This is a genomic window from Alteromonas sp. ABH4_456 (assembly GCF_056160645.1).
On sequence record NZ_JBSWXO010000007.1, the window covers coordinates 223313 to 250086 of the forward strand.

A 26774-nucleotide genomic window follows, 5' to 3' on the forward strand; every position below is an offset into this window, starting at 1 on the left:
TAGTACTAAATGGTTTTAAAAAACGGCGCGTAAATGGTCGCGAAGGTATCCTTCGGTCGGGGCCTGAAATGACCTTTTACAATGCCGGCCCGTTTTATCCGGTCGATGCGGAATACACGGGTGGCATCCCTTAAATGATCCCAGGCGATGATGTACCAGATTGGCCAGTTCAGCAGAACGTAGTGGATTTCAATAACCCGCCTGGTCATGTCGCTGCTTTCAGCCTGATAGTCGATTTCCAGTAAGTGACGACCAAGGAACCCTTCTGCTATTTCTTCCGACATGTCAGGCGCCGGTGCGCCATAATGCGTCGCAATATTAGCTGCTGCGTTGTTTCCCACCATAATTCTTTTGCGGATATCACTGACTACATGGCGCTGCTTTTGCGGAAACGCCTGAAACAGCTTTTGTTTGATGTGTTTTAAATTTCCTGTGAGCAATGGCGACTGAAGGTTCTCCATAATGGCCAGCGCGAGGATAAGTTCAATGACTTCACGGTGAGTCAGATTCAGCCTGTCTATGCCCCAGCGGCCAGACAGCCGTATACCGCCGCCCCGTCCGCGGTCAGATTCCACCGGGTAACCGGCATCCCTGAGTTCAGACAGTTCCCGCATAAGCGTGCGCTGACTTATCCCCAACTGTTCCCGTAAGTCTGCGGTTTTCCAGTATTCCTCAGACTGCAATAAGCCAATTAAGCGGCTCCGCCTGTCTGTCCGGTTTGTGAAGCTTTTATTCGTCATATTTTTAATATGCCATTTAACGGCACAATTATCCATACACTTTCCGGTATGGCGAGTGCGGGGCCTTCAGGCCGCGTAATGAGGCCAGAGTTTGGTAGCCGTTTAATCACATTATAGGGAAGGTAAATCATGAAACATTTTTATAATTCAAGAAGCAGAAGTGCCATAACCGACTGGATGCTTGCAGAGCTGGGCGTTAAGCACGAGCGGGTTTGTATTGATTTTGGCATACAGAATTCGCAACTGGATGAGCTGCACCGTATCAATCCGATGAAGAAACTGCCTGTACTGGTTGATGGCGATACTGTTGTTACAGAAGCCGCTGCTATTTGCGCTTACCTGGCGGATAAATATCCGCAGAAGGATATGGCGCCGGTTGCCGGGTCTGCTGAACGCGGATTGTATTATCGGATCCTGTTTATTTCAGGCAGCGCTATTGAACCGGCGTTTACGCTGGCCGCTGCAAATATTGAGTATCCCGATGCTTCAATGGCCGGCTGGGGTGACATGCCGAGGATCATCGATACAATCGAAGCATTAACGCCAGATTCTGACTGGGCAACCGGTGAGCAATTTACTGCGGCTGATGTGATCTTTGGCGGTTTGCTGGACTTTGCATCTAAAGTGGGGTGGTTTACTCCGTCTCTTAAGGTACAAGCTTATATCTCCCGTTTGCGGCAGCGCCCGGCATATTTAAAAAGCCATCCTGACATGCTTCAGAATATGGCCGGTAAGCGAATCGCTTAACTCCGGTTTCCAGCAATAAGCCCTGGTGACAGAGATATTGAATCTCTGTCAGAACGGGTAGCGGAATAGACCAACGTAGGTGGTTTATTTCGCTAACTTGTAGTGTTGTTCGTTTTTTGAGCTTTCCGGTTTTTTCGATGATCAGTTTAATTCCATATAAATCAATAGCATAAAAAATTTTTAGAGGTTGGCACGTCTCTCGCTATCTCTCAGGTAACTTGTCGTCGCAGTGAGTACGGCTTTATTTAAAACATTACCAGAGGGAAACACCATGAAAGCGAAAACACTATTAACCAGCCTTGTATTAACTGCTGCGATGTTAAGTTCACAGGCGATGGCGCAGGAAAGTGCTGTTAAATCGTTCCTCGGCCGCATGATTGATCAGGCCGTGTCTATGGCGGGCGAAGAAATCAGTAACGGCGTACGCCAGTCTGTTGCAAACGCATCGTATAATTTCAGTTTGCCGGATGAAACAAAGACAGGTTCAGTGAGTGTGACTGATCTTGCTGCAAGCGGGACACAATCAAAATCTGAACACGCTGAATCTGAAGAAGAGTAAGCTTATGGCTTGCTGTAAGATGCGAATTCAGCATCAAACATTATCAGTGCGAAGTTGCAGGCAATCTTAAACGGTTGCCTGTTTTTTTATGTGCAATTGAAAATCGAAATTTGAAGATCGTCATTTTAACCAATCTGGCTGGTCAAAATGACTAAATATTTATATACGACCGTGCCGAGCACCTCTCCAATCCTTCGCGGAATAGTAAAATCTCATTTAAAACAACATCTTAAATATCTGGCACGGGCATTGTAATAACTATTGTGTAACCGAACAAACAAGACAGTTAAAGGAGAAACACAATGGGTATGTTTTCAAGAATGTCAGATATCGTACAGGCGAACATCAATGCCATGTTAGATAAGGCGGAAGATCCTGAGAAGGTCATTCGCCTGATCATTCAGGAAATGGAAGAAACGCTGGTGGAAATGCGCTCCGTGGCAGCGAAGTATCTGGCTGAAGAAAAGTATCTCGATCGTCAGGCTGAAAAGCTTCAGAAGGATGTTGACGGCTGGATGGCAAAAGCTGAGCTGGCGATGGATAAAGGCAAGGATGATCTGGCGCGGGCAGCGCTGGTACAGAAAAACGCTTTCAGCGACAAGCTGGCAGCCATTGAATCTCAAAAAGTGCAGTTAACTGAAATGTTAAGCGGTATTCAGGAAGACACCGGTCGTCTGCACGCAAAACTGGCTGAAGCCCGTCAGAAGCAAAAGAGTCTGGTGGCAAGAAAACAGAATGCCGGCGTGCGTCTGAAAGCCCGCAGTGTTACTCACAGCGAGCAAATTGAATCGGCAATGGCGCGTTTCGACAGCTACGAACAGCGTATTGAACACCTGGAAGCGCAGGTTGATGCCTATGATGTCACCGATGGCAGCGGGCAGTCTCTGGAAGCTCAGTTTAAAGCGCTGGAGACCAGCGATGCCATAGATGCTGAACTGGCGGCCATGAAGAAAAAACGCGCAGCCTGAAAGATAACTGAAATTGATACGGCTATGCGCCGGGTGGCGCGTACCGGCCATACAGGAGAATATGATGAAATTTCCGCAAACTGATAAACGAATCTACCGCGATACCGGCACCGGCGTGATAAGTGGCGTCTGTGCAGGCCTGGCAAAATACCTTGATGTGGATGCGACCTGGGTAAGAGTTGCCGCTGTTGCCGGATTGATCCTGTTTCATGTGCCGGTATTAATAGCTTATATCGCAGCAACATTTCTGTTACCAAGGTGGGCGTAATGAAAAATGCATTTATGGCTGTCATCATTGCACTGATCCTTGTTTACGCCTTTGGCAATCTGTTTAATGACTGGTGGGGTATTCATTTGATGATGGGTGACGATATGTTGTCGCCGTTAGAAAATTTTGCCGCAGCATCGGCGGTGGGTCTGGTGTTTGTTGCAATCGGGTTCATTGTCGCACTGAGTGTGTTCGGGACGCTGGCACTGGCTGTCTTTGCCTGTGTAGCAGCAATGCTGGTGACGGGGCTGAGTGCACTATGGCCGGTGTTACTGGTGGCAGCCGTCATCTGGCTGTTCCGCCGTCCCCGTCAATCCCGAACGGTGTATCCGAATCATTAAGTGATGGAAAAGCGAAGTAAATTAAGGCGAAAATTGGCCGTCATGATGCTAAAGTGCAGGTACATGGTAATAAATGGGCGTTTACAACGCCCATTTTGTCATTAGAAAAGGATATTAACGTTGAGCATTAAACAATACTTAAACACCAAAACGATCTCAGCAACCGTGCTGATCCTGTTTTTACTCTTTTGGTTAATTGGCGTGTATTGGAGTGTCGAGCCTGACACATTTGATGTAAGACAGTCTGTCGCTGCAACGGCAGAAAACCCCACTCAAACTGAAGTGCCCGGATACACTGTAACGACCACGTTGATTCTGGTAACTGAACATATGCTGGATAAGCCGGGCGGATATCTGTCAAATGATGTTATGCCCCCCGGCCTCTTTTTAGACAACATGCCTGCCTGGGAATACGGGGCGCTGGAAATGATCCGTGATTTGTCGTTGTCCATGCGTAAGGATTTTAGCCGTTCTCAGTCCCAGTCTATTGAAAGCCCGAATCTGACAAAAGCACAGCCGGAATTTAACGTAAACAGCCGGAGCTGGGCGTTACCGTCTGCAGAGTCATCTTACCGTAGCGGTATCAAGGCATTAAAAGCCTACAGAGCAGAACTGGTAGACCCGACCCGCGGCGACGGTCAGTTCTATACCCGCGCCGATAACCTGCGGGACTGGTTGAAACAAGTTGAAAAACGTCTGGGTTCTTACTCACAGCGTCTGAGCGCCAGTGTAGGTTCGTCGCGGATGAATACAGACCTTGCCGGTGATAAAAATGCCAGACAATCTACCCCGACAGTGAATGAAAAAGTGGTGAAAACCAGCTGGTGGAAGCTGGACGATAATTTCTATGAGGCCCGCGGTGCTACCTGGGCAATGCTACACTTCTTAAAAGCGGTAGAAATTGAGTTTGCGGATGTACTGGAAGACAAAAACGCGCTGGTCAGTTTGCGTCAAATTATCCGTGAACTGGAAGCTACACAACAAACAGTGTGGAGTCCGATGATTTTAAACGGGGATGGTTTCGGTATGATGGCGAACCATTCACTGGTAATGGCGAATTATATTTCCCGTGCTAATGCAGCACTAATCGAACTGACTGAACTTCTCAATCAAGGATAATTCATGAAAAAATGCATTATGGCAGTAGCAACCGCTGCAGCTTTATCTGCATCGCCTGTAATGGCAGACACACTGGCCGGTCTTTATCTCGGTGGTCAGGGATGGCACACAAGTACGTCAGGCGGCTTCGCTGATGACGGCACATTTTCCAATGATAGTACGATGGCTGACTTCAACTTTGACAGTCAGGCAAACTCTTCCTTATATATCGCTGTTGAACATCCGGTGCCGTTTTTGCCAAACGTGAAGGTGAACTACACTACGCTGGACTCAGATGGCACCACTGCGCTGCAAACCAGTTTCACCTTTGATGGCGACTTGTACACCACCGGCAGTGATATTTATACGCAGGTAGAAATGTCCACCACCGATCTGACACTGTATTACGAGCTGTTTGACAACGACCTGGTCAGTTTTGATTTGGGTCTGACAGGCAAATACATCGACGGTACATTGTTTGTCAATGATGCTGATACACAGACCAGCGGCGAGCTGCCTTTTTCCGGTGTTATCCCCATGGCTTATTCACGGGTTGCTGTAGGCCTGCCGTTTACCGGTCTGGGCGCTTATGCCGAAGGGAATTATCTGTCGGTTGGCGATCATACCTTCAGTGATTATCAGATTGCGCTGACGTATTCCTTTATTGAAAGCCTGGCAGTAGACATGACGATTCAGGCTGGTTACCGGAATGTGGAAGTGGATCTGGATGATCTTGACGGTGCCTATGCTGATATGAGCTGGGATGGTCCGTTTGCGGGTATTGAAATCCACTTCTAATCCCGCTGACCGGCTGGTCAGATAAAACCGCCGGACTAATCTGCGATTGTAAAACTGCCGTAAGCATTGCTTGCGGCAGTTGTCTTTTAGAGGGTGATCACATTTCAAGAGTGCTTTTTAAAAACTTTAGAGCATAAAAAAGTGTGATTTATTCTTTTCTCTTCTCAAAAAAAGTCGATACCTTTACGCTATCTCAATAAGGCTTATGAGTTATGTCAGCGAATTCGAATCAAAATCAGGCACCCGGTGCGGTGCTCAATGAGCAACAATGGAATGCGATTACGCAGGCCATTGCAGGCTTAAACCGTGATCAGCTTACCTGGGTAAGTGGTTACGCAGCAGGAATGGCAGCCGCGCAGGGTGGTGCTGTTGCACCTCAGTTAGCAGCGCCGGCAGCGGGCAATGCCCCGGTGCTCACCATTCTCTATGGCTCGCAAACGGGTAATGCAAAAGGTGTTGCCCAGCAGTTTCAGGCGCAGGCCGAAGCGGCAGGGTATACCAGTAAACTGATTAGCATGGCTGATTACAAGCCCCGTCAGATCAAAGCTGAAACCCACGTGGCTGTTTTTGTCAGCACACATGGTGAAGGTGATGCCCCTGATGATGCAGTGGAATTCCACGAATTTCTGGGTGGCAAAAAGGCACCTAAGCTGGATGGTCTGAAATATGCGGTATTGGGTCTGGGTGACAGCAGCTACGAGTTCTTCTGTCAGACAGGCAAAGACTTTGATGAGCGATTAGGCAAGCTTGGCGGTTCGGCTGTTGTTGCACGTCAGGACTGTGATGTTGATTACGAAGAGTCAGCAAAGAGCTGGGGTGAGCAATTAATTGCTGCGTTGAAAGACGACTTCGCCGGTGCACCGGCAGGCGCTGCGGTTGCTGTTCAGTCAGGTTCGGCAGTAGCTGGTAGTGCGGAGCAGACCTATACCAAGAAGGCACCGTTTGCGGCTACGCTTATCGAGTCGCAAAAAATTACCGGCCGCGATTCTGTTAAAGATATCCGTCATGTTGAAATCAGCCTGGAAGATTCCGGTATTCAGTACCGTGCTGGTGACGCGCTGGGCGTGTGGTTTAAAAACGCTCCGGCACTGGTTGAAGAGATGTTATCGCTCACCGGCTTAAGCGGCAGTGAAGAAGTGAAAGTGGCAGATGCTACAACGACTATCGCAGATGCCCTCGCCGGGAAGCTGGAACTGACGCTGAGTTATCCGACTTTCGTCAAGGCGTATCAGCAGGCTACCGGCTCTGATGCTCTGGCTGCGCTGATTGAAGATCCTGCTCAGTTACGGACCTATCTGGCTGAGCGTCAGATCATCGATATCGTACGGGAACACCCCGCAAAAATTGATGCGCAGGCACTGGCTGATGCATTACGTCCGCTGACGCCCCGTTTATATTCCATTGCTTCCAGTCAGGATGAAGTGGAAGACGAAGTGCATCTGACCATCGCTCATGTTGATTATGAAGCCTTTGGCAAACGCCATCAGGGCGGCGCATCCGGCTTCCTGTGTGAACGTCTGGAAGAAGGCGCAGAAGTGGAAGTGTACATTGAGAAAAATGACAACTTCCGTTTGCCAGAAAACCCGGATACGCCAGTTATTATGGTTGGGCCGGGCACCGGTATTGCGCCGTTCCGTGCCTTTATGCAAGAGCGTGACGCACAAGGTGCAGACGGTAAGAACTGGTTGTTCTTCGGTAATCCTAATTTTACTCAGGATTTCCTCTATCAGGTTGAGTGGCAGGGCTACGTGAAATCGGGTCTGGTTGACAAGATCACACTGGCATTCTCCCGCGACCAGAAAGAAAAGATTTATGTGCAACACCGTCTGATCGAAAACGGTAAAGACGTATTCGAATGGTTAGAAGCCGGCGCACATTTCTATGTGTGTGGTGATGCAACCCACATGGCAAAAGATGTTGAAGCTGCATTGTTATCAATTATTCAGCAGCACGGCGGCAAGTCTGAAGACGACGCCAAAGAGTATTTAGTTGCCATGCGCAAGGCGAAACGTTATCAGAAGGATGTTTATTAATGAGTAACGAAAAGTCTCTTTTTATTGTTGAAGGCAAACTGGCCGACAACGAACGTTTGAAGCGTGAAAGTAATAATTTACGTGGCACCATTGAGCAGGATCTGAAAGACGATCTCACCGGTGGCTTCACGGCTGATAACTTTCAGCTGATCCGCTTCCACGGTATGTACCAGCAGGATGACCGCGATATTCGTCCTGAGCGCGCAAAACAGAAGCTTGAGCCGCTGCATAACGTGATGCTGCGTGCCCGTTTACCTGGCGGTATTATTTCTCCTGAGCAGTGGCTGGTTATCGACAAGTTTGCTGAAGAGCACACCATGTACGGCAGTATTCGCCTTACTACCCGTCAGACGTTCCAGTTTCACGGTGTACTTAAGCCGCATATCAAGCTGATGCACCAGACGCTGAACAGTACCGGTATCGACTCTATTGCTACTGCCGGTGATGTGAACCGTAACGTACTGTGTACTTCCAATCCGGTAGAGTCTCAGCTTCACGTAGAAGCTTATGAGTGGGCGAAGAAGATTTCCGAGCACCTGTTGCCGAAAACCCGTGCTTATGCCGAGATCTGGCTGGATGGCGAGAAAGTTGAATCTACTGAGAAGCCGGTTGAGCCGATTTTAGGTGATAACTATCTGCCACGTAAGTTCAAAACTACCGTTGTGATTCCACCGCAAAACGATGTGGATGTTCACGCTAACGATCTGAATTTTGTCGCTATTGCTGAAAACGGCAAGCTGGTGGGCTTTAATGTGCTTGTTGGCGGTGGTCTGGCAATGACCCACGGTGACAAGTCTACGTATCCCCGTAAAGCGACTGATTTTGGTTTCATCCCGTTGGAAAATACGCTGGATGTAGCGGCAGCAGTGGTAACGACTCAGCGTGACTGGGGTAACCGTGTTAACCGTAAGAACGCGAAAACCAAATACACCCTTGAACGTGTGGGCGTTGAAAACTTCAAAGCGGAAGTGGAAAAACGTGCAGGTGTGAGCTTTGCTGACAGCCGCCCGTATGAATTTACTACCCGTGGTGACAGCTTTGGCTGGGTTGAAGGTATCGATGGTAAGTACCACCTGACTTTGTTCATCGAGAATGGCCGTATTCTTGACTTCCCGGGCCGTCCGCTAAAAACCGGTTGTAAGGAAATCGCGAAGATCCACAAAGGCGACTTCCGGATGACCGCAAATCAGAACCTGATTGTTGCAGGTGTACCAGCGGATCAGAAAGCTGTGATTGAAAAAATCGCCCGCGATCACAAGCTGATTGAAGACGATACATCTAACCAGAAGCTCGACTCCATGGCTTGTGTGTCGTTGCCAACCTGTCCGCTGGCGATGGCTGAAGCTGAGCGTTATCTGCCGGAAGCGGTTGACCGCATGGAAGGACTGTTATCACAACATGGCGTTGCAGATGACAGCATTATCTTCCGTATTACCGGATGTCCTAACGGGTGTGGCCGCGCCATGCTGGCCGAAATTGGCCTTGTGGGTAAAGGTCCGGGTAAATATAACCTGCACCTGGGCGGTAACCGTGAAGGTACGCGTATTCCGAAAATGTATCAGGAGAACATCAGTGAAGATGAGATCTTCTCGGAACTTGATACATTGATTGGTCGCTGGGCGAAAGAACGTGAAAGCGGTGAAGCGTTCGGTGACTACGTCGTCAGAGCAGGCATCATTGCGCCTGTTGTTGACTCAGCAAGAGATTTCTATGACTGATACCTTAATCGACACCACATCACCGCTGTCACTGGACACCAGTGCGGCGGAGATTGCAGCAATTAATACAGAGCTGGAAGGCATGGATGCGGCTGGCCGTATTGCCCGGGCACTGAAAATGCTGCCCGGCAACGCGATTTTGTCTTCCAGTTTTGGCGCACAGTCTGCGGTGATGCTGCATTTGCTGACTAAAGCAATGCCGGATATTCCCGTGGTTCTGACGGATACCGGTTATCTTTTTCCGGAAACCTATAAGTTTATTGATGAGCTTACTGAAAAGCTCAATCTGAACCTTAAGGTTTATCGTTCTGACATAACCTCCGCCTGGCAGGAAGCCCGATTTGGCCGTTTGTGGGAACAGGGTGTCGAAGGCATTGAGAAATACAACCGGATGAACAAAGTTGAACCGATGCAACGGGCGCTGAAAGAGCTCGGTGCGGGTACATGGTTTGCCGGTTTACGCAGAAGTCAGTCTGATACCCGGGAAAAGTTACCCGTACTGCAGAAAGTTGGCAATCAGTTCAAGGTTTATCCGATCATCGACTGGTCGAATAAAGATTTGCACTACTATCTGAAAGATAACGATTTGCCGTATCACCCGTTATGGGAAGAAGGCTATGTGTCCATTGGTGACTGGCATACTACTCAGTCTCTGCAAGAAGGTATGAGTGAGCAGGATACACGCTTCTTCGGATTGAAGCGGGAATGTGGCCTGCACGAATTCGGTGACGGTATCTGATTGTTGACAGATGATCAGGAAGGGCGGCTGCCAGCTGGTATGCCGCCCTTTTTTATTTTTTATTTACCCGGTTATTCAATAATGAAAGCCTGGCTGAGGCGTTGCTTAAGTGCATCCACATATGCCGATGCATTATGTCTGGTTATGAGTCTGGCAAGCTCTGCACCGGTACTGGTAAATTTATAGTATACAAAGGCAAGTCCCTGACCGGATGGGGTTACAGTAAACGTGTCGTTACCGCAACGCCATTTGATACTTTCAGACACCGGTAATTCACCACTTTCAATCTCACTGGCGAATATCAGTTTCATGTCGATAAGGGCAAGCAGATCCGGATAACTCAAGCCATAGGCAGCCAGGTTTACAGGTTCGGGCTGACGGTGACCAAATAAACGCCAGAAACCGGGCTTACGGTGATAGCCGGTAATCAGGCGGGGCACGGTATCTCCCTGACGTAAGCAGGACAAAGAGGCGGCTCTGGTAAACATTGCTGCATCCCGTTGGGTCAGCACTTTTAGTGTTTCCAGTGTACGCAGTGAAAACGCGCCGGGCTTACTGACTTCAACAGCAAAAATTTTTCCCCATAGTCCCTGCATCGCAGGGGAGTGAATATTCTCTGCCAGACGGGAAAATGCATAAAACCAGTCGGGATCAACCGGTTCATTGCTGGTCTCCGTTAAGCTGACACTCAATGCAACATCCATGATCGCTTGCAGGTTTTTTATGCGCGACAACGCCAGAATATCATTTCTGCGTTTTATCGCCTGCTGACGGGCAGCTTCATCCGGCAGAATCATGTTTTGACCTATGCCTGCACGGGCAAACAGCGACTGTATACGTTGCGCATTGTCACTGGCAGAGCGTGAAGCCGTGCTGCTTTTACGGGGTTCTGCCTGCGTTCTGGCGGGCTTTTCAGTTTTCACCGTGACAGCCGGCTGAACCGGGGGAGATTGACCGGAATCCGTTACTTTCATAGAGATAGCGTTCTTGTAAAGTCTGCTGGTACTGTACGCCCGCCGCAAAGGTTAAGCAACTTGTCGAATAACTTGCAAAAAGACAACCAGCGAGTACGATTAAATAAGGCGGTATATAAGGATAGATATTCGATGTCATCGGCTGGTTATGAAAATGATGAGCTTATTTTCTTAGATGAAGAAGCACATCCGGAGTTAGAGCCTCAGATCCACAAGGTTTGGAATGTACTTATTGTCGATGACGATGAGGAAATTCATACAGTTACAAGACTGGCGCTGGCAGATTTGATTGTCAGTGACAGGAAGCTGAATTTTATGCACGCCTATTCCGGTGAGCAGGCTAAAGCGTTACTTGAAGAACATGGCAGGGACGTGGCCATTATCCTGCTTGATGTGGTGATGGAAACCGACGATGCAGGTTTGCAGGTTGTGCAATATCTCCGCGAAAATCTTGATCTTCCCGAGCCCCGCATAATACTCCGCACCGGGCAGCCCGGGTACGCGCCGGAAGAACATGTGATCCGCACCTACGACATCAACGATTATAAAACGAAAACAGAGCTGACCCGCAGTAAGCTGCTGACCACCGTTTTGTCGTCAGTGCGCTCGTATCAGCAAATTCTGACCATCAACCAAAGCCGTCTGGGTCTGCAGAAAATCATCGCCTCTGCTTCAAACTTGCTGGAAGAACACTCAGTGAAGGGGTTCTGTGAGGGAATCGTAACCCAAATCAGTTCCTTGCTCGGGCTGGAAGCTGAAGGCGTGGTGTGCGCGAGGGCGGGCTCCGTACTCGACAGAGACGACAATGGTGTCTACATACTCGGTGCGGCGGGCAACTTTGCCAGCTTTATCAATGAGCCTGTAGAAACCATTGAAGACCCTGCCATTGTTGAGAATATCAATCGCAGTTTACGCCTTAAAAAACACATTCTTGAAAATCACAGCTCTATTTTGTATCTGAACAGTTCAGGTTTTGAAGCGGCTGTTTATTTGAATATGAGTAAAGAGCTGACTCAGGTCGACCGGCAACTGCTCGAGGTATTTCTTTCCAGTATCTCGGTGGGCTACGAGAACGTTAACCTTTTCCACGAATTAAGAAACGCAGCCTTCCGCGACTGGCTGACCCGGTTGCCCAACCGGAATGAATTTATCAATATGCTGGACCGGCCCTCTGTATCCGGTGCCGCCGATCTGTGCGTGGCACTGGTGGATGTGAATCACTTTTCAGATATCAACGACGGGTTGGGTCAGGAAGCGGGCAACATGCTGCTGAAGGCCATTGGTGAAAGACTGGAAGCGGGTTTTGACGAGCGGGTGATTAAAAGCCGGATCGGGGGAGATGTTTTCGGTTTAATTGGTTCTGAGTTGCAAGTCACACCGCAGGCGATAAACGCTGTATTCTCTGAAAGCTTCACAGCCGGCGATCATACTCTACCCGTCAATGTGACGATTGGTCTCTACCGGATTGGCTCTGACAAGAGCATTGGTATCGACACGCTTAAGAGAACCAATATTGCCCTCAACCGGGCGAAGAAAAAGCTGGCAGACAACTTTGAGTATTATCAGCCTGAGTTTGAACAGCGAACAACCCGCCAGTTAAATATGATCAGGCAATTACGCACCGATTTTCAGAATCGCGTGTTGCAATTGTGGTTTCAGCCTCAGGTGGACCTGGTCAGTGAAAAGGTCATCGGTGTTGAAGGCCTGCTACGCTGGCCTGACGGAAAGGGCGGATATATTTCGCCGGCCGAGTTCGTGCCAATGGCTGAGTATTCCGGTTTAATTGTCGATATCGGTCACTGGGTGGTAGAAGAGTCATGCCGGCGTATCAAAGAACTGACAGACAGTGGTTTCGATGATATCCGCGTAGCGGTCAATGTATCTATCCCGCAGTTCAGAGATCGTCTGTTTGTAGAGAAGGTGAAAAGTGCACTGACACGCTATGGCTGTTCACCTAAACGACTGGAGCTGGAGATCACTGAAAGCGTGGTGATGGATGAACCGCAAATTGTCATAGACGCACTGACCCTGCTTAAAGAGTTTGGCGTTGCCATTGCAATTGACGATTTCGGTACCGGTTTCTCCTCCATGAGTTATTTGCAAAAACTGCCGCTGGACCGGCTTAAAGTCGACCGCTCATTTGTGAAAGACATTAAGCCAGGCGAAAATGCAGTCATTGCAGAGACTATAGTGACACTGGGTAACAAGCTAGGTCTGGTGACTATTGCTGAGGGCGTGGAGAAGCGTGAGCAGGCCAGTTTTATGATTAAGCTTGGTTGCGACGAAGCTCAGGGCTTTTTGTTTGCCAAACCTATGCCCTTTGATGATCTGAAAGCATTTCTGATTGCTAAAAAAAATGAGAGTGACGATGAATAACATCGTCCCTGCAAGACCCTATAAATTATGTATATTTTCACTATTTTGGGTATTCGAATTAATACTAAATAACGAGGGGAGATGGTTGGTTGTCACTTCTGAAAAGATTGGGAAAGGCTAAGCTTCGTATACGCGGGTTTATCACATTGTGACTATAATGTTATCAGGTGCCTGATTTCACAGCTTTTCAGGCCTCTGAGGGGATAGCTGAACGCAGTACCACCGGGAGTTTCCCCTGCTACTTCCAATTAATTCCAGAAATATTTCACTGTGTCACATTACTGTCATATTGATGTGATCTGAATTTGACTGAACACCGTTTATACAGTATGCTTTGCCATAACAGTATCCACTGTATCACAGGAGTAATCACATGCGTATAACAATTATTGGCCTCGCGCTCTTAACGTCGTTTGGTGTTGCGCATGCGGAGTCTGGTGAAAGCCAGCTTTTCGATTGTATGGATGCGAAAACATTCGAAATGAATAACCAATGTATGACTGATCAAATCAGCAACAACATTCGTTACCGCGATGCACAACAACAAGTAACAGAGCAGGCGAGCGAAAACTTTGGCGACTACGCCATTGCTACAATGACTTTCGATGCTGAAAAAATGCAGATCGATATCGTAGCTCACAGAGACGCGCTTCAGGCTAAAAATAGCTTAGCAATGAACCGCTAATTTGTTCTGAACAGAAAAACCGGCTTTTTGAAGCCGGTTTTTTTGTGCCCGTAAAAGCGGGCTGATGTGTTAGGAAACCGGATTCAGAAAATCCGGTTGAGACCGTTTAATGCTGCCACCCGGTATGCTTCTGCCATGGTAGGGTAATTGAAGGTGGTATTTACAAAGTAATCAATCGTATTCCCGCCATCTTTTTGCTGCATGATTGCCTGGCCGATGTGCACGATTTCAGAAGCCCGCTCTCCGAAGCAGTGAATACCCAATACTTCTTTGGTTTCACGGTGGAAGAGTATTTTAAGGCTGCCCACAGTGGTGGATGCAATTTGCGCGCGGGCAAGGTGCTTAAACTGGGCTCGGCCTACTTCATAAGGCACTTTTAAAGCAGTCAGTTCCTGCTCATTTTTACCCACAGAGCTGATTTCAGGAATTGTATATATACCGGTAGGTATATCTTCAACCAGGCCAGAGTTTGCTTTACCGGAAATCATGGCTTCTGCGGCAGAGCGGCCCTGATTGTAGGCTGCCGAAGCCAGACTCGGGTAACCAATCACATCACCGACCGCGAAGATATTATCGATTTCGGTACGGTAATTCTCATCTACCCGCAGTTGTCCCCGTGAGTCGGCTTTGAGCCCAACCGCATCGAGATTGAGCATGTCAGTATTACCGGTACGGCCGTTAGCAAACAGCAGACAGTCTGCTTTCATGCGTTTGCCAGACTCCAGTTCCATAATCACACAGTCGTCATGGCCTTGTACGCTCTTATAGGTTTCAGTGTGACGGATAACCACACCGTTGTTCCACAAGTGATAGCTCAGGGCGTCAGAGATCTCTGCATCAAGGAATGACAGCAGACGATCCCGCATATTCACCAGATCTACTTTCACACCCATACCCCGGAAAATGCTGGCGTATTCAGAACCGATTACTCCGGCACCGTAAATAATGATGTTCTGCGGCTCATGCTTAAGCGACAAAATGGTGTCTGAGTTATAAATACGGGGGTGATTAAAATCTATATCCTTAGGTGAGTAAGGGCGTGAACCGGTTGCCAGGGCAACCTGACGTGCAGTGATGAGATCCTTTGAGCCGTCGGGACGCACAATTTGTATTGTATTTTTATCAACAAAGCTGGCTTCACCGTGGATGAGGCTTACCCGGTTTCTGTCATAAAACGATGTACGCAAACGGGATTGCTTTTTAATCACGCCGCTTGCATGACTCATGATGTCCTGAAAAGTAACGTGGCGGGCAACCTGATTTTCCGAGAACAGTGAAGTGGTATTGTATTCAATCAAACGGCTGACAGAGTGACGTAAAGCTTTTGATGGAATTGTGCCCCAGTGAGTACAACCACCGCCGACGGCTTCGTAGCGCTCAATAACGGCGACTTTCTGACCGGCTTTGGCCAGCTGCATGGCCACACCTTCACCACCGGGTCCGGTGCCGATCACAATGGCGTCAAACTGATAAGAAGGTTCTGCGACTTTCGCTGTTTTCTTTGTCATGGTCGAAAATACTCAATGGTTGCTGTACCGGCGGGAACCGGTAGATACGTTGCTGGACTGGAATAGTGTCATGCAAAGTCTAGCAACATTCTGATAAGAAAGACAAAGTTTCCGTTGCCCATTTCCGGTTTCATCATGCATTTTTAGCGTCAGGCAACGCCAGCGGAAAGGTCATGATAAATTCTGTGCCGTTGCCTTCTTTAGACGTAAACACAATCCTGCCGCCGAGCAAATTAGTGACCCACTGGTGGACGAGGTGCATACCAAGACCGGTATTGCCTTTGTTGCGGGCTGAAGTCACAAAAGGCTCGAAAATAGTGTGCTGAATTTCATCCAGAATGCCGCAGCCATCGTCTCTGACTTTGACTTCGAAACTGTTCCCCTTCTCACGGGCGGTGATGCATACTTCCCCAAGACGTTTATTCGCAAAAGCATGCTCAAAGGCATTGGTGATAAGGTTCTGTAATATTTGAGAGTAAAGGCCGGGGAAGCTCACAATTTCCAGCGTTTCCGGTATGTCTACTGTTAGTTTTACCCGTTTGGCGCTGGCCTGAGCTTCCAGCGTGCGGACCAGATCACCCACTACTCTGTGCAGAGAAAACTTCACCGGTGTCTCGCTTCCGCGGTCCACCGCCAGCCGTTTAAACCGCTTGATGAGCCCGGTTACACGTTCAAGGTTATGCTTCGACAGGGTCACACTTTCCCTGGTATATGCCACGTAAGCATCGAGATCTGAGCGGGTCAGTCCGGTACTGATTTTCTTTTCCAGTGCGTCGAGCTGGTTATCAATAGCCGATACGCACATGGTTGTGCCGCCAATGGGAGTGCTCAGCTCATGGGCAACACCGGCTACCAGCATCCCAAGAGACGCCATTTTCTCTGACTCGACCAGTTCGTCACGCAGACGGGTTTGTTTATCCAGAGCGGATTTCAAATCCTGTTTCTCCGTTAACAGCTGATCTGTCAGATGGGTAACATGGGATAACTGTTTCAGGTCCCTGGTAATCAGTAAGCCGGCAATAAAAAAGCAGCAAACGAAGGAGATTAATCCCGGCAACAGCGCGTCTTTTACCAGCAAACTGTGGTAATCGGCGGGTGTACGGGTGAGAATGAAGTACGGGTCAACCGTGTGCGTATGCTTCATTCTTAACTGCAAGGCTGCACCGCTGAACAACGCATCTTCTTCTCCGGAGACCAGGGAAACAGCTTTGTTGTTTTTTAGTTTCCCGAGAATATCAGGTTGAGCCAGCTTAATGTTCGCAGGCGTGACCCCGCGGCTGGCGGTCCATTCTTTTTCTGCATCAGGGTGCAGCATCCATTGAATGGCACCTTCGGAAATCAAAAGCTGCGTTTGCGTTTCTTCAAAGGTTTTCAGGTGGTCGAATAAAGACGTCAGGTCAAAATTAATCACCAGGAAACCTTCTCCAAGAGGATGAGAAGGAAATGTGTGCAGGATTGCCCGCACGGTCGGCTGAAAGGGCGTGACCAGCACACCATTTTCCATATTCAGATCGATGGAAGAAAGCGTCATGATCCCAGCCGGCTTTTGCTGTGCCTGCTTAAAGTAATATCGGGTGGACTTATCCTGGAGCTGTTCCGTCGGGACAATCTGAACGCCGTCGGCAAGAAAATTAACCCGTACCGTTTCAACCCCTTCGGGGTTCAGCCATCGCATTTGCGATACATTATTAAGCACACGGCCAATGCGCAGAAACAATTGAGCTTCCGTCTCTTCTTGCTGACCGTTTAATAAAACATCTACGAGGTGTTCGTTTGCGAGGCGTGCGACGTTAGTTAAATCGCCCAGTTCCTGACTTAAAGCTGTATTGACTGAAGAAATGACGGTTGCATGCTCTAATCTCAGTGTTTGCATGGACTTATCATAAAACCACTGATACACCAGTGAGCCTGTCAGCAAAGATAAAATGAAATTGCACAGATATAGCCAGCAGGCCCTTTGCCAGTGTTTTTTCTCACTCATCGCCTTTGTCCGTTAAGCCAGTCGATAAGGTCGGGTAATGCCATGGGGCGGGCAAACAGAAAACCTTGTCCGGTTTCATACCCTTTACTCAACAACGCTTCCCGTTGTCCTTCAGTTTCAATGCCCTCAGCAACAACCTGAAAATGACATTGTTCAGATAGCCTGTGAACCATATCCAGAATATGATCTGGAGAATTCGGGATGGCGGTATTTAGTGTATCGACAAAGCTCTTATCCACTTTCAGTGCTGAGGCCGATAATGTACTAAGGTGAGCCAGTGAAGAATAGCCGGTGCCGAAATCATCAATACTGACTTTGATCCCCATTTTCATCAACGTATTGAGTATCGGGTTGATATCCTCATAATCTTCCATGGCCTGAGTTTCAGTGATTTCTATCTCTACCTGCTCCGGCTGCACATTATGGGTAGCCAGCGCGTTTTCCAGTGCAGGAATGAAGTTTGGTGCTATCACATCGGCATGAGTCACATTAAACGCCACAGAGAAGTTATGCCCTGACTCTTTCAGCACTTTTGCAGCGTAGACAGCAAGCTCCATCACCAGGCTGTCCAGACGGGTGATTAACCCGGATGCTTCAGCAAGAGGGATGAACACATTCGGCGGAATGATTTCGTTACTACCGGTGCGCCAGCGGATAAGCGCTTCCAGTCCGGTTGTCACACCGGTTTTCAGATCTACTTTTGGCTGGAAAACCAGAAAGAACGGGTGAGAGTCGGCAATGGCATCAGACAAAGATTTCAGCAGCTTGTGGCGGGTGCCCATTTCGTCCAGCAATTGTCGTGAAATGGTCTGTACGGAATGGTCCCGCCGTTTCCGTGAGTTATGCACCAGTTGCGCCGTCTTCAACGACTTACGTAAATCATCCAGCTCTAAATCTTTCACTGCCAGATGGCTGATACGGTTCGTGATCCGTTGCTCAACATTATCGATATACACCGACAGTTCGGCTAACTGGCTTAATGATGGTTCCTGAGATACTTTTTCCGTTTTATAAAGCAGCGCAAAAAAGCCATCACCCAGATAACAAATCGTCATCGCTTTCTGACAGCGCTTATTTATTTCGCTCAGGCAGCCGGCAAGCAGGGCATGGCTGAAATCTGTCCCCAGCGTGATTTCACTTGTTGAGAAATCCGTCATGTTCACCAGCACCAGCGAGGTTGACTGTAAGTCAGACAGCGACATATTCACGATTTCGCGGTGCAGCCAGTTTTTGTTCGGAATCTGGAGCGTTTCGTCAAAATAGGCCAGCATGGACAGTTTATTGAGCAATGCCAGGTTAACGAAACCATTGCCGATGTTTTCGCTGTACACCATCAGCAATGTAATATGGCTTTGCTCCAGAGGCTTGGGAGATTGCACGATGACAAGATAGTGGTTGTTGTCTACATCTGCCGTATTAAAGTAGAGAATTGACCAGGTTTCATAGAACTGATGCTCATGGGTGTGCAGAGCGGTGTCGATGGCGTTCAGCAATCCGGAACTCGCGTGAGCCTGATATTCACCTAATAAGTCTGACAGCATAGTGGCATCAGAACGACTGAAGTCACCACTTGATGCTACCACTTCGCATTGTTCCATAGACGCCATGGTCGGGCGGTAAGCGCACACCACACCACCAGTTTCAGGAATGCCAATGACACGGGATACTTCATTGAGCACGGTGTACGTAAACTCGCCCACATCCTGCTTTGACGTCAGGGCTCTGGAGGCATCCACAATCATCTGTAGTCCGCGCTTGGCCACGTACAATTCATTCAGATTAGACCAGGTTTTAATGTTACTGGAAACAATGCCTCTCAGCTTTTCTTCTGTCAGCTCAACTTTGTTCCAGTACTCATCAATATCGTATTCTTTAAATGTGTCCTGACGGGGAGCCATACCGGGCTGGCCGGTGAGCAGGATAATCCGCACGCGGGAATTACCTAACACGGTTCTGATGGTATTTACCAGAAACAGGCCTGCGTTATCCTGCTCCATCACAACATCCAGCAGGATCACCGCAATATCGTCGGTTTCTGCCAGAATGGTTGAGGCCTGAGCTGCAGAATTAGCGGTCAGAAACTTAAGCGGTTTGCCCTGGACCTTAAGGCCGCTTAAGCCCAGTTTGAGGGATTGCTGATAGCCCAAATCGTCTTCAACACTAAGAACTAACCATTCTCCTGACTGAGTATTACTGTCGTCCGGTTCAGGTTCCGGGGAAAAGGTAAAAAGCTGTTCATCACTCATGCATCCGTCCGTACTGATAAAGGAAAAGCGAGGACTCTTATTTCAAAAAATACAGAGAAAACAGCAAGAGCAATCCATCACCTAAGTGTTGCCTATATTATTGATTTTGCAAGAAGGAGAAACAGAAACGCCGCTAAATAGCGGCGTTTCGGGCTGAGTTCAGGCCAGCTGTGGTGAAAGTGTCTGTAACTGGAGCCACTTTTCTTTCTGAAGGGCCAGTGCGTGTTTGAGTTCCTTATAATGAAAGTCAATTTCCAGTCGCTCAACCGAGCGCTTCAGGCACCGTTTACGTACATTCATAAGACGTTTTTTCGCGGCATAATAGGCAGACATCTTCTGCACTAACAACTCGTACTCGGCCTGCACTTTTTGTAATAACTCATCGGCATCCGGCAGAGCGGCAAGTCTGGCATTGGCTTGCTGAAGCTGCATGGCTGCACGGGCCTTTTCAATCCGTTCTTCCGGTACACGGCGCAGATTTGTAGTCAGTCCCATATAAGACAGGCCACGGATCAGCCACTTGGTCGGATCGAACTGCCACCAGTAAATACCGTTGCGGTAATCGTATTCAAAAATATGATGGTAGTTATGATACCCCTCTCCGAAGGTAAAAAATGCCAGGATACCGTTATCACGGGCTGTGTTTTTATCGGTATAAGGCTGACTGCCCCAGAAATGAGCCAGCGAGTTAATAAAGAAAGTGACATGGTGGACCATGAATAAACGGAATACACCGGCAAAAAGAATCATACTCAGTACATCGCCGTTCAACCAGCCCAGCAAACCTGTGATCCCGAAGTTTGCGATAAGCACGATAGGCAGGTAATACTTATGTTGCCACATAACCACCGGATCTTTCTGTAAATCCCGGCAGTTGCTGTAATCGTCATAGCGATGAGACTGATATTCTCTCAGCATCCAGCCAATATGGGCGAACCAAAGGCCCTTTTTGGCTGAGTACGGGTCTTTGTCGTTTTGATCCACATGACGGTGATGGATACGGTGATCGGAAGACCAGTGCAGGATACTGTTTTGCAATGCCATTGCACCGCCGATGGCGAGAATGACCCGTACAACAATATTGGCGTCATAGGTTTTATGAGACCACAGACGGTGATAGCCGGCAGTAATAGACATACCGGTGAAATAAAATAATACGACAGCCGTCACCACTTCCGTGGTGTCGAATCCCATGGTGACCGCCCAAAGGGGCACTGCCAGTAACGCAATTGCACCGGTAATAATAAATACCAGAACATTGGTCAGGATAATTGGTGGTTTTTTCATGATAACAACTCGGCTTACAACTGTACGCTAATTTATCGTTTTCACCGGGCGCAGGCAAGGGAAAAGCGACATTTTCAGCTTTAAGTATAGTGCAGATTTTGTGAAACTGATGTGCCGTCATCGCCGGGGTAAGGTACAATCGTTACCGTTTTACAGGTATCCGGAATGAAAAGAAGGAGTTGGCGGTGAGTCGTCAGGAGCAAAAATTAAAAACCCGCCAGAATATTATCAATGCTGCTTTTGGTTTGCTTGATGAGCAGCGCAGTTTGTCTGCTATCAGTTTACGTGAAGTCTCCCGTGCAGCCGGTATTGCGCCGACTTCTTTTTACCGTCACTTCAAAGATATGGACGAACTCGGTCTGACGCTGGTGGACGAGGCTGGTCTTGCACTCCGTCAACTGATGCGTCAGGCAAGACGCCGTATCGCCAGTGGCGGCGGGGTTATCGATACGTCGGTTGATACCTTCATGGAATTTATTACCGCCAATACTAACGTGTTCAGATTACTGCTCCGTGAACACACCGGCACCTCAACTGCTTACCGGATGGCAGTACTGAGGGAAATTCAGCATTTTATTGAAGAACTGGCTGATTATATTGTTGAAAGTCAGGGGGCAGAGCATCAACTGGCAAGTCTTCAGGCAGAAGCCATGGTCCGGCTTGTATTCAGTGCCGGAGCTGAAGCATTAGAAGTGGATGTGCCGTTGAGGCAGGAAATTGGTCACAGGGTAAAAGCGCAATTGCGTTTTGTACAGTTGGGGGCAAAAGTCTATCGCCCCCGGAAAGTCAAAAGTGAGTAATTAACGGTTTCTCTTAACCAGTTTTACGCCGGCTTCAATGTGGTGCGTAAAAGGGAATTGATCGAACAAGGCAGACGCCACCAGATCGTGGGTTTGCGACAATGTCGCCAGATTCGCTGCCAGCGTATCGGGATTACAGGAAATATAAATAATTTCCGGATAGTCCTGAATCATCTTCAGTGATTCTTCATCAAGACCGGCTCTTGGCGGGTCAACCAGTACAGTCGTAAAGTTGTAGCCTGATAAATCAATGCCGTTAAGGCGGGAAAACTGACGTCCGGTTCTTAATGCTTCTGTAAACTCTTCTGCAGACAGACGAACAATCTCCACATTGTCTATATTGTTCACTTCAATGTTAAATTGCGCAGCGTTAACCGAAGGTTTGGCGATTTCAGTACCGATGACTTTGCGAAACTGGCTGGCCATAGGCAGTGAGAAATTACCGGCTCCGCAGTACATTTCAAGCAGATCGCCGCTGGTGTTTTCACACACAGACAATGCCCATTCGATCATGCGGCAGTTCACTTTCGCATTGGGCTGGGTAAAGCTGTTTTCAATATGCCTGAATTGATAGTGTTGTCCGTTTACTGGCAGCGATTCGATGATAAAGTCATTGCCCAGAATTTTCTTCTGCTTACGTGCACGGCCGATAACATTCACTGTGCCGAAGGTGTCTGACAACGAATCTTGCAGTGCCCTGGCAGCCGTTTCCCATTCATCATCCAGCTGACGGTGATACAGAAGGCTTATAACCAGTTCACCCGACAGTCCGCTCAGATAATCAATCTGAAATAACTTCTTTCTCAGTACCGGGCTTGAACGAAGTTCTGTCATTAAAATTTGCATAGCGGCATTGATGGTATCGCTTGCCGGCGGGAAGGTGTCAACGCGATACTTTTCTTTCGTCTCGCTGTTGAACATGATGTGATACAAGTCATCGCCATCATGCCATACCCGAAATTCTGCCCGCATGCGGTAGCCGGTTTCTTCTGAGGCAAACACAGACATCTCAGTTTGACCATATTGATCAAGTAGTTGTGACAGTCGCGAGATCTTTTCGTCTAACTGCGCGGTATATTGCTGACTGTGTGTCTGAGTTGTCATGGTAATAACTTCATCTTGATTGCCGGGCTGCGCATTGTAGTGTCTTAAATTATTTGTGCAAACACTGTTCTGAGATTGCATTAAAATTAAACAATTCGTTAAGTCTGCCGATAACTAATGTGAGGTTAGTGAGGACAACATTATGAACGTGGGTGAAATTAAGGCATTTGTTAGTGAGCAGAAGCCGGCTGTTTCAGAACAGAAGGCACCTGAAGACCCTAACAAAGCAATCAAAAAGCAGTTACAGCAGGATGGGCTTCGTCAGGCTGCTGAATTTCAACAGCGGCAAACCGCAATGGTAAGCGTCAGTAGTTCGCAGACGACCATTGGCCTGAAAGTCTACAGTTCGTCAATGGAGCAACAGGTTACCGTTGACGGACAGCGTGGTAAGTTTGCAAAAGATGATACGTCAGATAAAGAGAAGGAAACCTCTTTATTTGATTTTGAGGAAGTAGCAAAAAACGTTATGCGTTTTGTCGGTGGTGTCATCCAGGGCGCTGCAAGAGGTGGTGCGGATGAAGAGAAACTCGGTAATCTTTTTTCGCAGGCGCGAGAAGGGGTTTCCCGGGGAATTGCCATGGCAGAAAGAGATCTGGGAGGCCTGATGAATGATGATATATCAACAGGCATCGACAGGAGCCGCAGTCTCATCGAAAACCGCATTAATGCACTGGAGGCTGATCTGCTTGGTATTCAGAATGAAGATCAACTTGCTGCTGGCGGTGTTGCGTCAGCTTTGAACGTTAACAGCAGCAACTCAGAATCTGCCAGTCTGACAATTCGTACCAGAGATGGTGATGAAGTGCAGTTGAGCTTTGAGAGTCTGAGGGCTTATCAATATGCCAGCCAGCAAACCGTCGCTTATACGACTGAACAGGGACAGGGTGGTGAAGGTAATGGTTATCAGAATGTCGTCGCTACAGACAGCATCTCTTACTCGTACTTTGATCGTCAGGGGATCAGTTTCTCTCTGAAAGGTGAGCTGGATGAAGGTGAATTAACGGCCATTGCAGATTTAGTAGAATCCGTTAACGATCTGGCTGATACGTTCTTCGGTGGCGATCTGGATAAGGCGTTTGAGAAAGCGCTGGAACTGGGTTTTGATGATCAGGAACTTACGGGTTACGCATTGCAACTGAACAGAACGCAGCAAACGGAAGTTGTGAAAACTTACGGTGCTATTCAGCATTATCGTGACGGCAGCGAGTCCGGTTCCCACGGCGATGAAGCGAAGCCTGTTGCACAATATCTGAATAAGATGCTTAACGTCTTTGAATCGGCGAGACAACAACTGGCTTCAGGTGAAGACTTCAACACTCTGATAAATGGCCTGATCAACGAAATGAAGGATGTACAGGTACCGGATTTAGTCACAGCTATAAATCGTTTCCATAGTTTCAATCAGCGTTTACTTGACGCAATGCCGGGCGAGCAGCAGAAAACTCAGCCTGTAGAGCCTCCGGCAAGCGAAAGCTGAAAGATACGGGCGGACTAATAAAGTAGTGATGCCCAATTCAATATTCAGATAAAAAAGAACCCCGGCATGCCGGGGTTCTTTTATGTTTGTGTAGTACGACTACTCGGTTTCTCCTTTCTCCCTTGCAGCACGTACTTTCAATGTTCTTTCCAGAAATACTTTATCGTTTAGTTCCGTAATAGCTGAATCTACGTCGCGGGTAATGACTTCGATAAATCCATACCCTTTACGCTTTCCAGTACGACGGTCCTTCATAAGACGAACACTCTGAACTTCGATGTAATCCTTGAAATATTCTTTCACTGCATCTTCGTTCGCTTTATATGGAAGATTACCTACATATAAAGTGGCTGTTTCTCCGGAAGTATCAGAAGTCACATCAGCATTCACTGAAGAGGACGTTGAAGACGAACTCAGCAGAGATGCAAGCCAGGGTGTAACGATACCGCTAATAAGCAAAGACACTGCAACGGTGACAGGAAGACTCGCTTCCAGACTAGCGGAAGAAACGATGAGATAACCTGCGATTGCGAATACCGCGCTAATTACTGCGCATTGAATAAAGCCTACTTTCATAAACCTACCTTTAATTATTTTAGTGAAACGTTGGAGGCTGTTCATAGTTTACTCATTTGTAACAAATTGAACAATGGTCTGATGAAATAGTAGACGAAAGACCAATAAAAAATAGACTTTTGTTGGAAAACCAGGCGTTTGAGTTCGAATTCGAAGAAAAAGGTCAAAAAGGATAAAAAAGGGGTTGACGAAAAATCTCTGATGCGTAGAATGCGCACCACTTCGACGGGGAACGTCAGACGGTCCACGAAGAAGTCGTTATAAGAACTTAATAATGGTTATTTATAACGGTTTTCACTGAAAACACTTGAGAAATTAAATTTCAAAAAGATGTTGACACTGAAAACGAAATGCGTAGAATGCGCGTCCCGCTTCAGGGAGAAACGCTGAAGCAGCTAGCCGAGGTTAGCAATTGTTCTTTAAAAATTTATAACAAGACAATCTGTGTGGGCACTCGTTAAGAGTGTCAACCGACGATTCATAAAAGTTTTTCGATATATTTAATTGAAGAGTTTGATCATGGCTCAGATTGAACGCTGGCGGCAGGCCTAACACATGCAAGTCGAACGGTAACAGGAATAGCTTGCTATTTGCTGACGAGTGGCGGACGGGTGAGTAATGCTTGGGAACTTGCCTTTGGGAGGGGGATAACAGTTGGAAACGACTGCTAATACCGCATAACGTCTACGGACCAAAGGGGGCTTAGGCTCCTACCTGAAGAGAGGCCCAAGTGAGATTAGCTTGTTGGTGAGGTAAAGGCTCACCAAGGCGACGATCTCTAGCTGTTCTGAGAGGAAGATCAGCCACACTGGGACTGAGACACGGCCCAGACTCCTACGGGAGGCAGCAGTGGGGAATATTGCACAATGGGGGAAACCCTGATGCAGCCATGCCGCGTGTGTGAAGAAGGCCTTCGGGTTGTAAAGCACTTTCAGTTGTGAGGAAAGGTTGGTAGTTAATACCTGCCAGCTGTGACGTTAACAACAGAAGAAGCACCGGCTAACTCCGTGCCAGCAGCCGCGGTAATACGGAGGGTGCGAGCGTTAATCGGAATTACTGGGCGTAAAGCGGACGCAGGCGGTTTGTTAAGCTAGATGTGAAAGCCCCGGGCTCAACCTGGGATGGTCATTTAGAACTGGCAGACTAGAGTCTTGGAGAGGGGAGTGGAATTCCAGGTGTAGCGGTGAAATGCGTAGATATCTGGAGGAACATCAGTGGCGAAGGCGACTCCCTGGCCAAAGACTGACGCTCATGTCCGAAAGTGTGGGTAGCGAACAGGATTAGATACCCTGGTAGTCCACACCGTAAACGCTGTCTACTAGCTGTGTGTGAATTTAATTCGTGCGTAGCGAAGCTAACGCGCTAAGTAGACCGCCTGGGGAGTACGGCCGCAAGGTTAAAACTCAAATGAATTGACGGGGGCCCGCACAAGCGGTGGAGCATGTGGTTTAATTCGAAGCAACGCGAAGAACCTTACCTACACTTGACATGCAGAGAATTTTCCAGAGATGGATTAGTGCCTTCGGGAACTCTGACACAGGTGCTGCATGGCTGTCGTCAGCTCGTGTCGTGAGATGTTGGGTTAAGTCCCGCAACGAGCGCAACCCTTGTCCTTAGTTGCCAGCATTTGGTTGGGCACTCTAAGGAGACTGCCGGTGACAAACCGGAGGAAGGTGGGGACGACGTCAAGTCATCATGGCCCTTACGTGTAGGGCTACACACGTGCTACAATGGCAAGTACAGAGGGAAGC

The 26774-nt window shown here is 48.1% G+C and carries 22 protein-coding genes and 1 rRNA gene; 15 read left to right on the plus strand and 8 right to left on the minus strand.

All coding sequences use genetic code 11. The features are described 5' to 3' along the window. Positions 1-5: 5 nt before the first annotated feature. Positions 6-776 carry a helix-turn-helix transcriptional regulator gene (locus tag ACXAG2_RS12920; RefSeq protein ID WP_474867574.1) on the minus strand — a complete coding sequence of 257 codons (771 nt, stop codon included), beginning with the start codon at positions 774-776 and terminating at the stop codon, positions 6-8. Between the two features lie 93 nt (positions 777-869). Between ACXAG2_RS12920 and ACXAG2_RS12925 the strand changes: the two genes are divergently transcribed. The 10 genes from ACXAG2_RS12925 (at position 870) to ACXAG2_RS12970 (ending at position 10009) form a co-directional block, all read left to right on the plus strand. After that, positions 870-1487 carry a glutathione S-transferase family protein gene (locus ACXAG2_RS12925; protein ID WP_474867576.1) on the plus strand — a complete coding sequence of 206 codons (618 nt, stop codon included), beginning with the start codon at positions 870-872 and terminating at the stop codon, positions 1485-1487. Positions 1488-1758: 271 nt separating this feature from the next. After that, complete coding sequence (locus ACXAG2_RS12930) at positions 1759-2046, plus strand: hypothetical protein (RefSeq protein WP_474867578.1); 288 nt, start codon at positions 1759-1761, stop codon at positions 2044-2046. A 302-nt stretch (positions 2047-2348) separates the two neighbouring features. Continuing rightward, entirely contained in the window at positions 2349-3014 is a 666-nt protein-coding gene (pspA, locus tag ACXAG2_RS12935; protein WP_474867581.1) for a phage shock protein PspA, read from the plus strand. Positions 3015-3078: 64 nt separating this feature from the next. After that, complete coding sequence (locus ACXAG2_RS12940; RefSeq protein WP_474867623.1) at positions 3079-3282, plus strand: PspC domain-containing protein; 204 nt, start codon at positions 3079-3081, stop codon at positions 3280-3282. After that, positions 3282-3623 (plus strand): hypothetical protein, encoded by a 342-nt coding sequence (locus tag ACXAG2_RS12945; protein ID WP_474867584.1) that lies wholly within the window; start codon positions 3282-3284, stop codon positions 3621-3623. Before ACXAG2_RS12940 ends, ACXAG2_RS12945 begins: the two co-directional genes overlap by 1 nt. A 126-nt stretch (positions 3624-3749) precedes the next feature. Continuing rightward, a complete protein-coding gene (locus ACXAG2_RS12950; RefSeq protein WP_474867625.1) occupies positions 3750-4742 on the plus strand; it encodes a DUF2333 family protein in 993 nt (330 codons plus the stop codon). A 3-nt stretch (positions 4743-4745) separates the two neighbouring features. Next, positions 4746-5519, plus strand: a complete 774-nt coding sequence (locus ACXAG2_RS12955) for a TIGR04219 family outer membrane beta-barrel protein (protein ID WP_474867586.1) — start codon at positions 4746-4748, stop codon at positions 5517-5519. Between the two features lie 212 nt (positions 5520-5731). Continuing rightward, positions 5732-7552, plus strand: a complete 1821-nt coding sequence (locus ACXAG2_RS12960; protein WP_474867588.1) for an assimilatory sulfite reductase (NADPH) flavoprotein subunit — start codon at positions 5732-5734, stop codon at positions 7550-7552. Then, positions 7552-9270, plus strand: a complete 1719-nt coding sequence (cysI, locus tag ACXAG2_RS12965) for an assimilatory sulfite reductase (NADPH) hemoprotein subunit (protein ID WP_474867590.1) — start codon at positions 7552-7554, stop codon at positions 9268-9270. The genes ACXAG2_RS12960 and cysI overlap by 1 nt, the downstream gene beginning before the upstream one ends. Beyond that, positions 9263-10009 carry a phosphoadenylyl-sulfate reductase gene (locus tag ACXAG2_RS12970; RefSeq protein WP_474867591.1) on the plus strand — a complete coding sequence of 249 codons (747 nt, stop codon included), beginning with the start codon at positions 9263-9265 and terminating at the stop codon, positions 10007-10009. The genes cysI and ACXAG2_RS12970 overlap by 8 nt, the downstream gene beginning before the upstream one ends. A gap of 71 nt (positions 10010-10080) precedes the next feature. Here the strand turns inward: ACXAG2_RS12970 and ACXAG2_RS12975 are convergent, their stop codons facing one another. Further along, positions 10081-10983, minus strand: a complete 903-nt coding sequence (locus ACXAG2_RS12975; protein WP_474867593.1) for a TIGR03899 family protein — start codon at positions 10981-10983, stop codon at positions 10081-10083. Positions 10984-11115: 132 nt separating this feature from the next. Here ACXAG2_RS12975 and ACXAG2_RS12980 point away from each other — a divergent pair, with 132 nt between their 5' ends. Both ACXAG2_RS12980 and ACXAG2_RS12985 read left to right on the plus strand, forming a co-directional pair. Beyond that, the gene (locus tag ACXAG2_RS12980) at positions 11116-13359 is read left to right on the plus strand and encodes an EAL domain-containing protein (RefSeq protein WP_474867596.1); all 2244 of its coding nucleotides are present in this window, start codon (positions 11116-11118) and stop codon (positions 13357-13359) included. A 373-nt stretch (positions 13360-13732) separates the two neighbouring features. Next, positions 13733-14044: a pyridine nucleotide transhydrogenase gene (locus ACXAG2_RS12985; protein ID WP_474867599.1), complete on the plus strand. Its 312-nt coding sequence runs from the start codon at positions 13733-13735 to the stop codon at positions 14042-14044. Between the two features lie 83 nt (positions 14045-14127). Here the strand turns inward: ACXAG2_RS12985 and sthA are convergent, their stop codons facing one another. The 4 genes from sthA to ACXAG2_RS13005 all read right to left on the minus strand — a co-directional run bounded on the left by sthA (position 14128) and on the right by ACXAG2_RS13005 (position 21066). Then, positions 14128-15552 (minus strand): Si-specific NAD(P)(+) transhydrogenase, encoded by a 1425-nt coding sequence (gene sthA / locus ACXAG2_RS12990; protein WP_303574822.1) that lies wholly within the window; start codon positions 15550-15552, stop codon positions 14128-14130. Positions 15553-15685: 133 nt separating this feature from the next. Continuing rightward, a complete protein-coding gene (locus tag ACXAG2_RS12995) occupies positions 15686-17533 on the minus strand; it encodes a sensor histidine kinase (protein ID WP_474867600.1) in 1848 nt (615 codons plus the stop codon). Beyond that, the gene (locus ACXAG2_RS13000) at positions 17530-19779 is read right to left on the minus strand and encodes an EAL domain-containing response regulator (protein WP_474867602.1); all 2250 of its coding nucleotides are present in this window, start codon (positions 19777-19779) and stop codon (positions 17530-17532) included. The genes ACXAG2_RS12995 and ACXAG2_RS13000 overlap by 4 nt, the downstream gene beginning before the upstream one ends. 159 nt (positions 19780-19938) lie before the next feature. After that, positions 19939-21066 (minus strand): acyl-CoA desaturase, encoded by a 1128-nt coding sequence (locus tag ACXAG2_RS13005; protein ID WP_474867604.1) that lies wholly within the window; start codon positions 21064-21066, stop codon positions 19939-19941. A gap of 185 nt (positions 21067-21251) precedes the next feature. Here ACXAG2_RS13005 and fabR point away from each other — a divergent pair, with 185 nt between their 5' ends. Continuing rightward, positions 21252-21866, plus strand: a complete 615-nt coding sequence (gene fabR / locus ACXAG2_RS13010) for an HTH-type transcriptional repressor FabR (RefSeq protein WP_119502500.1) — start codon at positions 21252-21254, stop codon at positions 21864-21866. Here fabR and trmA read toward each other — a convergent pair whose 3' ends face one another. Next, a complete protein-coding gene (gene trmA / locus ACXAG2_RS13015; RefSeq protein ID WP_474867607.1) occupies positions 21867-22970 on the minus strand; it encodes a tRNA (uridine(54)-C5)-methyltransferase TrmA in 1104 nt (367 codons plus the stop codon). Between the two features lie 142 nt (positions 22971-23112). Here trmA and ACXAG2_RS13020 point away from each other — a divergent pair, with 142 nt between their 5' ends. Next, entirely contained in the window at positions 23113-24447 is a 1335-nt protein-coding gene (locus ACXAG2_RS13020) for a DUF5610 domain-containing protein (RefSeq protein ID WP_474867609.1), read from the plus strand. 99 nt (positions 24448-24546) lie between these two features. Here ACXAG2_RS13020 and ACXAG2_RS13025 read toward each other — a convergent pair whose 3' ends face one another. Beyond that, on the minus strand, positions 24547-25023 hold the full coding sequence (locus ACXAG2_RS13025; RefSeq protein WP_119502498.1) for an RNA recognition motif domain-containing protein: 477 nt from the start codon (positions 25021-25023) through the stop codon (positions 24547-24549). 501 nt (positions 25024-25524) lie between these two features. Here ACXAG2_RS13025 and ACXAG2_RS13030 point away from each other — a divergent pair. After that, positions 25525-26774: ribosomal RNA gene (locus ACXAG2_RS13030) — 16S ribosomal RNA — on the plus strand; the annotation flags it as partial.